The sequence below is a fragment of the Nonomuraea cypriaca genome, from assembly GCF_015645445.1.
Taxonomy (GTDB): domain Bacteria; phylum Actinomycetota; class Actinomycetes; order Streptosporangiales; family Streptosporangiaceae; genus Nonomuraea; species Nonomuraea cypriaca.
In genome coordinates this window covers 1-10029 of sequence record NZ_JADOGI010000317.1, presented here as the reverse complement: position 1 = coordinate 10029, position 10029 = coordinate 1, and the positions used below count along the sequence as shown (strand labels likewise).

The following is a 10029-nucleotide window of genomic DNA, read 5'->3' as shown; positions in this document are numbered from 1 at the left end:
TTCCTGTCCATCCGCGGTTACATCTCCACCGTCCGCAAGAACGGCCTGCGCGCCGCCCAGTCCCTCTACGACGCGCTACTCGGAACCCCCTGGACACCCGCACTCACAAACTGACGTGAATAGTCACCGTCGTATCCCATGAGCGAGATCCTGCCGTACGGCGCGGGGACGCGGCATCTGAAATACGGGCCGTCAGGTGTTCTTGTATTTTCTCATTACGGCCGTCAGCCGCTGGCACCCTCATTTCCCGGCAATGCCTTTTCGAGCTTGTCCTCCTTTGATATTTACGCCATGAATGAGGTCAGCGCAGTACAACGCCGATGTCATATGTCCGAGATGACGGGTGTCATGTAAAGACGGTGACACTGTCGACTAACCTCGGACATGTGCGATGGATCATGCTGACGACATGATTTCTCGCCTATTCCGACAGAACGTATCGAGGGCCGGGCTGACCGCGGGCGTGCTGCTCGTCGCCGGCACGCTGACCGCCCCCGGCGCGGTCGCCGCCGTCCAGGGTCCCGGGCTCGATCGGGAGGCGTTGCGCACGTCTCTCGACGCCGTACACGAAGCCGGCATGTACGGCATCTACTCAGACGTACGCGATGGAGAGCAGGAATGGAGCGGCGCGTCCGGCGTGGCCGACGTCGACACCCGCCGGCCGGTGCGGCCCGACATGGTGCACCGGGTGGGCAGCATCAGCAAGACGTTCACCTCCGTGGCGATCATGCAGCAGGTGGCGCGCGGCGCGATCGAGCTGGACGCCCCGATCGGGCGCTACCTGCCCGACCTGGTGCCCGGCGAGCGCGGCCGGCAGGTGACCGTGCGGATGCTGCTCAACCACACCAGCCACATCGCCGACTACGTGGGCCCGGCGTTCCCGTCGCTGCTGGAGGGCAAGACCAGCAGTGTGGACGAACACCGCTTCCGCGAGATCGCTCCCGAGCAGCTGGTCGAGTACGGCCTCACCGGTCAGCCGACCGGCGAGCCGGGCGCGACGCCGGGCTCGTACTCGAACACCAACTACGTGCTCGCGGGCCTGCTGCTGGAGAAGGTCACCGGCATGGACGCCGAGCGCTACATCACCCAGAACGTGATCCGCGAGGCGGGCCTGCGGCACACCTCGTTCCCGCGCTCGCCGCACATCCCGGGGCCGCACTCGAAGGCGTACGAGTCGTGGTACGGGGTGATCGACCCGCCGCGTGACTACAGCGTCTACAACATGTCGTGGGCCAGCACGGCGGGCGCGGTCGTGTCGACCATGGACGACCTCAACCGGTTCTACCGGGCGCTGCTGCGCGGGCAACTGGTCGGCGCCGCGCAGCTCGCCGAGATGCAGAAGACCGTGCCCGTGGCGGCGGGCGGCGGCTCGATGGACTACGGCCTGGGCATCTACGCGCTCGACCTGCCGTGCGGCCGGTTCTGGGGACACGACGGGGGCGTCTTCGGCATGGCCACGCAGTCGCTGTCCAGCCCGGACGGCAAGCGCCTGGTCTCCTTCGGGGTCAACCGCACGAAGTACCAGACCGTCAACGAGAACGGCGAGGTCGAGGTGAGCCCGATCGACGTCGCGACCGTCCAGCATCTCCTGGTGGCGCTGTGCGGGCCCGCCGGCGCGCAGGTCAAGGCGGCGCAGCCGGACCTGGTGCCGTTCCCCGTGGACCGGGTCTCCGTCAAGCGCTGATGGCATGTGGCGCTGGTCACCCTTGATGTGTGGATTTATGCGCAGAAGATCGCGTCCACGGGTGACGGCCGCCTACGCGCGGCTGACGGCCTGGCGTACGCCGCCGCGCCAGACGCCGGCGATGGCCCTGGTGGCGGTGATGTCCGTGGTGGGGTCGCCGTCCACCAGCAGCAGGTCGGCGCGGAGCCCCGGAGCGATCCTGCCCCGGTCGCCGAGCCCGAAGCGGTCGGCGCTCACGCTGGTGGCCGCGGCGAGCGCCTCCCCCGCCGTCAGCCCGGCCTCCGTCAGCAGCAGCAACTCGCGGTGCAGCGCCGCCCCGTGCACCGGCCCGAACGGCGTGCAGTCGGTCCCGGCCAGCAACGGCACCCCGGCCCGCAGCAGCGCCACGGCCGCGTGCGAGGCGTTGACCACGCCCTGCGAGTGCATCGGGATGTCGCCGTGCCGGATATCGGCGGGCTGGAGGTCGCCGTGCCGGATGTCGGCGGGCTGGAGGTCCGCGGGCTCCCTCGCGAACGTCGCCTTCGACCGCTCCGACATCCTGGCCGCCATCCGCGGGTCCCGCAGCAACTCGGCCGCCCCGGGGTCGCCGGTGACGGCCTCGACGTACGTGATCGTGCTGACCACGAACGCGTCGTACGCGGCGACCCGCCCGGCCATCTCCCCTGCCTCGTCCGGCCCGACGTCGGTGTAGAGGTGGGCGAGCCCGTCGGCACCGGCGTCCAGCGCGATGATCGCCTCCCTGGCGGTGATCGTGTGCGCGACGACCCGCAACCCGGCCGCGTGCGCCGCCTCGACCAGCACGGCGGCGAGCTCTGGGCCGAGCGCGGGCAGTTCCATCCCCGACACGGCGCCGTCGTCGATCGCGATCTTCAGGTAGTCGGCGCCCTCCGCCAGCCGCGCCTCCACGAACGCCTTGGCCTGGCCGGAGTCCGCCACCGTGTCCAGCCCGCGGTCCGTGCCGAGCGCCGCGAGCACCTTGGGGGTCATGATCTGGGTCGGATGCCCGCCCGGGGCGGTGGCCACCATGCCGGAGCTGCGGAGGTCGGCCACGTCGTCGCGCTCGGCCGCCTGCCGCCGCTGGACGGCCATGTTGGCGGGCAGGTTGTTCATGTCGAGCTCGGTGGTGACGCCGAACTTCAGCGCCTGCTCCAGGTCGCCGTCGAAGGCGTGCGCGTGCGCGTCGATCAGGCCCGGCAGCAGGGTCCTGCCCGCGCCGTCCACCTCGACGTCGGCGGGACCGCCCGGCGCGCCGATCCGCTCGCCGTCGATGAGCACGCCGGCGCGGGGGACGACCCGCTCGCCGTCGAACAGGCGGACGTTTCTGATGAGGGTACGCATGGCGATCTCCTATAGTTTGATGCCTAACTACCTGAGGACAGACCGAGACCTTGCCCTCACAAGTGATTCAGCCTCAGATAGTACGACAGCTAACTACTAGATGCCACCCTTTTCACGCGACCGCCTCCACGGCGGGCGCCGCCACGCGCGCCAGGCCGACGCGCAGGCAGAGCAGCGTGAACACGTAGAACAGCGCGGTGACAAGGGCCATCTGCCGCCAGGAGCCGCGCAGGCATTCGACGATCGGCAGCACGGGCGGGCGCCGGGCGGTCCCGGCCGCCGGCGGGTGGGCTCGGCGACCACCGGTCGACGTCCTTGCGCGCGAACCTCCACCACACCCACAGCACGCGCCTCGCCGGCGGGCGATCGTTCGCGTTCAGGGCCCGCCCTGGAAGCGTCTCCGTCATGGCAGGGCGACTTCCTTCAGCACGGCGGCCACCTGCGGGGCGACCCGGTCGGCCCAGCCGGACAGGACCTCCTCCAGGTCCGGGAGCTGCGCTTCGAGGACGGCGAGCCCCGGGGTGGGCACGACGGCGCCCAGCTCGACCAGCAGCGGCCGCAGATGCACCTCCACCGCCGGCGAATGCGCCGGATGCCCCATGACGAGCAGCGGCAGCGCCGCCTTCCCGGCCAGCGCGGCGGGCGGCAGCCGGTCGGCGAACACCTTCAGCAGCCCGGTATAGGTCCCCTTGTACGTGGGGCTGGCCACCACCAGCACGCTCGCCTCCGCGACCAGTTCCAGCGCCACCTCCACCGCGGCGTTCGGAACGGGTGACAGGAGGTGGGACCTGAGCGCGGACAGGTCCACGACGTCGTACGGCCCCGGTACCCCGATCCGCGGCCCCACCGCCTCGGCGGCCTGGAGTGCGACGCCCCGGGTCCTGGAGCCCTCACGGGGGTTGCCGACCAGCACGGTGACGGCGCTCATCCGGCCACCACCGCCTCGGGCCGCGCGTACCGGGACCTCGGCCTGGCCAAGCCGTAGTTGCCGCGGAGCGTACGCCCCTCGTACTCGTACCTGAACAGGCCCCTGCTCCGCAGCTCGGGCACGACGTGGTCCACGAAGTCGGACAGGCCGCCGGGCAGGATCGGCGGCATGATGTTGAACCCGTCGGCGGCCCCGTTGAAGAACCATTCCTGGAGCTGGTCGGCGATCTGCTCGGGGGTGCCGGCGAGGACGCGGTGGCCGCGACCACCGGCCAGGCGGGCGATGAGCTGCCTGACCGTGAGGTGCTCCCGCCTGGCCAGGTCCACGACGAGCCGGCGGCGGCTCTGCGCCCCCTCGGTCTCGACGGACACGTCGGGCAGCGGCCCGTCCAGCGCGTCCTCGGTCAGCTCGATGCCGGTCATGTTGGCGAGTTGCGCCAGGCCGTACGCGGGGATGAGGAGGTCCTCCAGCTCCTTCTCCAGCCGCAGCGCCTCCCGCTCGGTCGAGCCGGTGATCGGCGAGATCCCCGGCAGGACGAGCAGCTCGTCGTGCCGCCGCCCGTACGCGGCCAGCCGCCCCTTCAGGTCGGTGTAGAACTCCTGCGCCTCCTCAAGGGTCTGCTGGGCGGTGAAGACGGCCTCGGCGTGGCGGGCGGCGAACTCCTTGCCGTCCTCCGACGAGCCGGCCTGCACCAGCAGTGGATGTCCCTGGGGCGGGCGGGAGACGTTCAGCGGGCCGCCGACCGCGAAGTGCTCGCCGGCGTGCTCGATCGGGTGGATCTTGCCGGTGTCGGCGTAGAGGCCGCCGGCGCGGTCGCGCACGATCGCGTCGTCCTCCCAGCTGTCCCACAACTTGCGTACGACCTCCAGGAACTCGCTCGCCCTGGCGTAGCGGGCGGCGTGGGGCGGGCGTTCGACGCCGAAATTGCGGGCCTCGGCCTCGCCCGCGGAGGTGACGATGTTCCAGCCGGCCCGGCCGCCGCTGATGTGGTCGAGCGAGGCGAACTTGCGGGCGACGTGGAAGGGCTCGTTGTACGTCGTCGACACCGTGGCGATGAGCCCGATGTGGTCGGTGACGGCGGCCAGGGCCGACAGCAGGGTGAGGGGTTCGAGGCCGCCGAGCGCGTTGTGCTTGACGTTCCCCCGCAGGGCCACGCCGTCGGCGAGGAACACCGAGTCGAGCGTGCCGCGTTCGGCGATCCTGGCGAGCTCCTGGTAGTGGCGGACGTCGGTGAGCCGGGCCGGCTCGGTACGCGGGTGCCGCCAGGCCGCCTCGTGGTGGCCGACGCCCATGAGGAACGCGTTGAGGTGGAGCTTTCTCGTCATGTGGTCCTCCAGGTGGAGAAGGCGAGGAGGGCATGTCTGGTTGTGATCACGATGAGGTCCTCTGAGGAGGGGGACAGGCTCTGGTCGCGGTACGTGATCAGTGACACTGCGCGCTGGCGACGTGGCCGAAGTCCACGTGCGGGCGCCGGGTCAGGAGGAGGCCCTGGCTCATGACTACGACGCTACGAGCCACACGACCTAAAGTCAACATTTCCTACTTGACATACATGAAAATAAGGTGGTCTTCACGTGCCACCCGACCGATGGAGTTACCCTAAATGATCTTCATTACCGCGAAGTTCCGCATCCTGCCCGAGCACGCCGAGCGCTGGCCGGAGATCACCGCCGAGTTCACCGAGGCGACCAGGGCCGAGCCAGGCTGCCTGTGGTTCGACTGGTCGCGCAGCCTGGCGGACCCCGGCGAGTACGTCCTGGTCGAGGCGTTCCGCGACGACGCGGCCGCGGTGGCGCACGTACGGTCCGAGCACTTCAGGCAGGCCCAGCGCACCCTGCCGCCACACCTGGTCGAGACGCCGCGCATCGTGAACACGACCGTGCCGCAGGACGACTGGTCCGAGCTCACCGAGATGGCCGTGCCCGCCCGCGACTGAGCGTCCGCGGCGCCGCCGGCCGAAGCACACACGCCGCGCGGAGCTCGTTACGGGAACGTTACGCGGCCGCGATGTCGCCTTCGACCTCGCGTTTTTGCTGGTCACAGCCCCATGGCCGGATCTTCACGTTTTTTTCCGGGTTATTGACGAAAAAGCGGCGGCCTGTGCAGACTCAGCGGCATGGCACAACCGGGTGGCCCGCTGTCACAACTGCGGCGCGGGCACGAAGAGCTGGTGCTCGAGCTGCTGCGCAAGCACGGCCCGCTCAACCGGGGCGAACTGGGCAAGCACTGCGGCCTGTCCCGCACCACCCTGTACGACATCCTCACCGAGCTGGTCGCCGATGGCGCCGTCGTCGCGGCCGGGCAGCAGGACGCCCCGCGCGGTCGGGGGCGTCCGGCCGAGACCCTGACCCTCAACCCGGACGCCGGCCAGGCTATCGGCATCGACTTCGCCCGGCGCGGGCTGCACGTCGCGGCCGTCAACCTGGCGCACGAGATCGTCGGCACGGCCAGCGAGCCGCACGCCGCCGACCTGCCGTGGGAGCAGCGGGCGGAGCTCGCCGTATCCCTCATCGGCTCACTCACCGGCGCCGGCACCGGCACGCTGCGCCTGGGCGCACTCAGCGCGATCGGCGTCGGTGTGGTCGGCCCGGTCGGCACCATCGAGGACGACCTCGGCGAGCCCGTGGAGCAGGACGTACGACCCGGCCAGGAGCCCACGCCGCATCCTGTGCAGGTGCTGCTCCGCGAGCGGTTCGGCGTGCCGGTGCTGCTGGACAACAACACCAGGCTGGCCGCGCTGGGCGAGGCGATCTGGGGTGCCGCGGCGGGCGGCGGGGACGTGCTGTACCTGCGCCTGTCCCACGGCGTGGGCGGCGGGCTGGTGGTCGGCGGGTCGCTGCACCGGGGCGCGTACGGCCTGTCGGGCGAGTTCGGCCACATCACGGTGGACCCGGACGGCGCCCCCTGCGACTGCGGCGGCACCGGCTGCCTGGAGACCATCGCGTCGATCAGATCCGTGCTGGACGCCTACCGCGGCGCGGGCGGGCGCGCCGACGGCCTCCCCGATCTGGTGAAGGCCGTCGACGCGGGCGACCGGACGGCGGAGCGCCTGCTGGCCGGCGTCGGAGACAGCATCGGCGCCGTGCTCGCGGCCGTCTGCAACGCGATCGGCCCCAGCGTGATAGTGATCGGCGGCGAACTGGCCGAGATCGGCACCGCGCTGATGGAGCCGATCGAGCGAACGCTGAGCGCCCACGTCATGCCGGTCACCAGGCACCGGGTCAGCCTGCGCCGCGCGACGCTCGGCGAGGTCGCGGGCGCCCTCGGCGGCATCGCGCTGGTGCTGCACGAATCCCCGCTGCTCTCCCGCTATCCGGCCGGACCGGATCTCGCGCCCGGCCTTGCCCAGACCTCTCAGCAAGAGGACCCCCCAATGAACCAATCGAGGCAGTCATGACCCAGGTCACCGCACTGGGCCAGGCGCCCGCCCGAACAGCGCGCCGCGCGCCCCAGCGCGCCCTCGTTCTCAACCTGATCGCCGTCGCCGCCGGCCTCGTCCTGTGGACGCTGCTGGCGACGGTGGGCGTGCAGGGCCTGCCGACGCCGTTCGAGGTGGCGGCAAGAGCGGGTGAGCTGATCGCCGACGGCACGCTCCCACAGGACATGCTGGCCAGCCTGCGCAGGGTCCTGATCGGCTTCCTGCTCGGCACCCTGCTCGCGATCCCGATCGGCTTCCTGATGGGCTGGTACGTCACCGCGCGCGGCCTGCTGGAGCCGTACGTGCAGTTCTTCAGGACCATTCCGCCGCTGGCGATCATTCCGCTGGCCATCGTGCTCATGGGCATCGGCGAGGTGCCGAAGGTCTTCGTGATCTTCCTGGCGTCGTTCCTGTCCTGCGTCGTGTCGACGTTCCAGGGCGTGGTGGACGTGGACAAGACGCTGATCAACGCGGCCCGGGTGCTCGGCGCGGCGGACCGGACGATCTTTCTCAAGGTCGTGGTGCCGGCGTCCACGCCGTTCATCCTCGTCGGCATGCGGGTCGGCCTCGGCGCGGCCTGGGGCACGCTGGTCGCCGCCGAGCTGATCGCCGCCCAGGAGGGCCTGGGCTTCCGCATGCAGCAGGCCCAGCTCTACTACGACCTGTCCACGATCTTCGTGGGCCTGATCACGATCGGCGTGCTCGGCCTGCTGATGGACCGGCTGCTGCTGCTCGCCGAGCGTCGCCTCACCGACTGGCAGGAGCGCCGATGAACGCCAAGATCTCCTTCAGAGACGTGGTCAAGACGTACCCGATGAAGGAGGATGTCTTCACCGCGCTCGACCACGTGTCGCTGGACATCGCCGACCGCGAGTTCGTCACCGTGGTGGGCCCGTCCGGCTGCGGCAAGAGCACGCTGATGAGCATGGCCGCCGGGCTGGTCGAGCCCGATTCTGGCGCGGTGCTGGTGGACGGAAGGCCCGTCGACGGCCCCGGGCCGGACCGGGGGGTGATCTTCCAGCAGTACGCGCTGTTCCCGTGGCTGACCGTGCGCAAGAACGTCGAGTTCGGGCTGAGGCTGGCCCAGCTCCCCGCAGAGGAACGGCGGCGGCGGGCGGAGCGGGCGATCGAGCTGGTCGGCCTGTCCGACTTCGCCGACGCCCTGCCCAAGACGCTGTCGGGCGGCATGAAGCAGCGCTGCGCCATCGCCCGCGCGTACGCGGTGAATCCGCAGGTCCTGCTCATGGACGAGCCCTTCGGCGCGCTGGACGCACTGACCCGCGTGCAACTGCAGGACCAGTTGCTCGACACGTGGAGCCAGGAGCAGCGCACGGTCATGTTCATCACGCACGACGTCGACGAGGCCGTCTACCTGGCCAGGCGCGTGGTCGTGATGGCCGCCAGGCCGGGACGCGTCCAGCAGATCATCGACGTGGACCTGCCGTACCCGCGCACCGAGGAGATGCGGCTGTCCGCCGAGTTCGGGCGGATCCGCAATGAGGTCTGGCATTCCGTCTACCACCAGCCACAGGCCGTCTCGGCCACCTGACAACTCCAGGAAGGACTGATCCGCCATGCGTTCTCTTCGTCACGCCCTGACGGCCGCCTCGGCGGTGAGCCTGATAGCACTCTCCGTGACCGCCTGCTCGGACGACGGCTCCACAGTCAGGTTCGGCTACATCAGCGACTACAACGGCGCGAGCCTGCTCGCGATCGCGGAGGAGCAGGGCCTGTGGGAGCGGCAGGGCCTCACACCCGAGGTCAAGGTCTTCACGAACGGCCCGCTGCAGATCCAGGCGCTCGGCGCGGGCGACCTCGACTTCGGCTACATCGGTCCTGGCGCCATGTGGCTGCCGGCCTCGGGCAAGGCCAAGGTCGTCGCGATCAACACGCTCGCCTACGCCGACCGCGTCATCGGCCGTCCCGGCGTCGCCACCATCCAGGACCTGAAGGGCAAGAAGGTCGGCGTCCCCGCGGGCACCTCGGGCGACATGGTGCTCAACCTGGCCCTGCGGAAGGCGGGCATGACGACCGCGGACATCGAGCGGGTGCCGATGGACCCGGCCACCATCGTGTCGGCGTTCGCGGCCGGTCAGATCGACGGAGCCGGCATCTGGTATCCGCTGATCGACACGATCAAGCAGAAGGTGCCGGGCACGGTCGAGATCGCCAGCACGAAGGAGTTCCCCGACAACTCGTTCCCGACCGCGTTCGTGTCGGGGCCCGAGACCGACCAGCAGCTCACCAGCAAGGTGATCAAGGTGTTGCAGGAGGCCAACGACTGGCGGGCCGCGCACCCGGAGGAGGCGATCACGCAGGCGGCCACGCTGCTCAAGCTCGACCCGGCCAAGGTCAGGGCCGACGCGGCGAACGTCCAGACGATGACCACGGCCGACCTGGTCGCCAAGACCAAGGACGGCACCGTGGCCAAGTGGCTGGACAGCCTGGGCGACTTCTTCGTCGCCACGGGCCAGCTCAAGTCGCGGCCCGACGCCGCCGCGTACTACACCGGCGACCTCTATGAGAAGGCATCCACCCAGTGAACCTGCTGTTCCTGATGACCGACCAGCACCGCGTCGACACCCTGGGCTGTTACGGCAACCCGCACGTGGCCACGCCCAACCTGGACCGGCTGGCCGCCGGCGGCACGCGCTTCGATCG

Annotated in this window: 11 protein-coding genes; 7 read left to right on the top strand and 4 right to left on the bottom strand. The window is 70.3% G+C overall.

The genetic code is table 11. The annotated features are described in order from the left end of the window. The first annotated feature begins 138 nt into the window (after window positions 1-138). The gene (locus ITP53_RS50530; protein ID WP_195902633.1) at window positions 139-354 is read left to right on the top strand and encodes a hypothetical protein; all 216 of its coding nucleotides are present in this window, start codon (window positions 139-141) and stop codon (window positions 352-354) included. A 55-nt stretch (window positions 355-409) separates the two neighbouring features. Then, a complete protein-coding gene (locus tag ITP53_RS50525) occupies window positions 410-1684 on the top strand; it encodes a serine hydrolase domain-containing protein (protein ID WP_195902632.1) in 1275 nt (424 codons plus the stop codon). A 72-nt stretch (window positions 1685-1756) separates the two neighbouring features. Here the strand turns inward: ITP53_RS50525 and ITP53_RS50520 are convergent, their stop codons facing one another. The 4 genes from ITP53_RS50520 to ITP53_RS50505 form a co-directional block, all read right to left on the bottom strand. After that, window positions 1757-3022 carry an amidohydrolase family protein gene (locus ITP53_RS50520; protein WP_195902631.1) on the bottom strand — a complete coding sequence of 422 codons (1266 nt, stop codon included), beginning with the start codon at window positions 3020-3022 and terminating at the stop codon, window positions 1757-1759. 112 nt (window positions 3023-3134) lie between these two features. After that, window positions 3135-3275: a hypothetical protein gene (locus ITP53_RS50515; RefSeq protein ID WP_195902630.1), complete on the bottom strand. Its 141-nt coding sequence runs from the start codon at window positions 3273-3275 to the stop codon at window positions 3135-3137. Between the two features lie 150 nt (window positions 3276-3425). Continuing rightward, on the bottom strand, window positions 3426-3950 hold the full coding sequence (locus tag ITP53_RS50510) for an NADPH-dependent FMN reductase (RefSeq protein WP_195902629.1): 525 nt from the start codon (window positions 3948-3950) through the stop codon (window positions 3426-3428). Further along, window positions 3947-5275 carry an LLM class flavin-dependent oxidoreductase gene (locus tag ITP53_RS50505; protein WP_195902628.1) on the bottom strand — a complete coding sequence of 443 codons (1329 nt, stop codon included), beginning with the start codon at window positions 5273-5275 and terminating at the stop codon, window positions 3947-3949. The genes ITP53_RS50510 and ITP53_RS50505 overlap by 4 nt, the downstream gene beginning before the upstream one ends. Window positions 5276-5553: 278 nt before the next feature. Here ITP53_RS50505 and ITP53_RS50500 point away from each other — a divergent pair, with 278 nt between their 5' ends. The 5 genes from ITP53_RS50500 (at window position 5554) to ITP53_RS50480 (ending at window position 9911) form a co-directional block, all read left to right on the top strand. Then, the gene (locus ITP53_RS50500) at window positions 5554-5886 is read left to right on the top strand and encodes a putative quinol monooxygenase (protein WP_195902627.1); all 333 of its coding nucleotides are present in this window, start codon (window positions 5554-5556) and stop codon (window positions 5884-5886) included. Window positions 5887-6066: 180 nt separating this feature from the next. Beyond that, window positions 6067-7347 (top strand): ROK family transcriptional regulator, encoded by a 1281-nt coding sequence (locus ITP53_RS50495; RefSeq protein WP_195902626.1) that lies wholly within the window; start codon window positions 6067-6069, stop codon window positions 7345-7347. Continuing rightward, window positions 7344-8141 (top strand): ABC transporter permease, encoded by a 798-nt coding sequence (locus ITP53_RS50490; protein ID WP_195902625.1) that lies wholly within the window; start codon window positions 7344-7346, stop codon window positions 8139-8141. Before ITP53_RS50495 ends, ITP53_RS50490 begins: the two co-directional genes overlap by 4 nt. Further along, a complete protein-coding gene (locus ITP53_RS50485) occupies window positions 8138-8917 on the top strand; it encodes an ABC transporter ATP-binding protein (protein WP_195902624.1) in 780 nt (259 codons plus the stop codon). The genes ITP53_RS50490 and ITP53_RS50485 overlap by 4 nt, the downstream gene beginning before the upstream one ends. Before the next feature lie 25 nt (window positions 8918-8942). Then, on the top strand, window positions 8943-9911 hold the full coding sequence (locus tag ITP53_RS50480; RefSeq protein WP_195902623.1) for an aliphatic sulfonate ABC transporter substrate-binding protein: 969 nt from the start codon (window positions 8943-8945) through the stop codon (window positions 9909-9911). Window positions 9912-10029 lie beyond the last annotated feature (118 nt).

Bases quoted from the DNA above. Each gene is read 5' to 3' on its own strand.
- ITP53_RS50530 (WP_195902633.1), top strand. From the start codon at position 139: ATGAGCGAGATCCTGCCGTACGGCGCGGGGACGCGGCATCTGAAATAC.
- ITP53_RS50525 (WP_195902632.1), top strand. From the start codon at position 410: ATGATTTCTCGCCTATTCCGACAGAACGTATCGAGGGCCGGGCTGACC.
- ITP53_RS50520 (WP_195902631.1), bottom strand. From the start codon at position 3,022: ATGCGTACCCTCATCAGAAACGTCCGCCTGTTCGACGGCGAGCGGGTC.
- ITP53_RS50510 (WP_195902629.1), bottom strand. From the start codon at position 3,950: ATGAGCGCCGTCACCGTGCTGGTCGGCAACCCCCGTGAGGGCTCCAGG.
- ITP53_RS50505 (WP_195902628.1), bottom strand. From the start codon at position 5,275: ATGACGAGAAAGCTCCACCTCAACGCGTTCCTCATGGGCGTCGGCCAC.
- ITP53_RS50500 (WP_195902627.1), top strand. From the start codon at position 5,554: ATGATCTTCATTACCGCGAAGTTCCGCATCCTGCCCGAGCACGCCGAG.
- ITP53_RS50495 (WP_195902626.1), top strand. From the start codon at position 6,067: ATGGCACAACCGGGTGGCCCGCTGTCACAACTGCGGCGCGGGCACGAA.
- ITP53_RS50490 (WP_195902625.1), top strand. From the start codon at position 7,344: ATGACCCAGGTCACCGCACTGGGCCAGGCGCCCGCCCGAACAGCGCGC.
- ITP53_RS50485 (WP_195902624.1), top strand. From the start codon at position 8,138: ATGAACGCCAAGATCTCCTTCAGAGACGTGGTCAAGACGTACCCGATG.
- ITP53_RS50480 (WP_195902623.1), top strand. From the start codon at position 8,943: ATGCGTTCTCTTCGTCACGCCCTGACGGCCGCCTCGGCGGTGAGCCTG.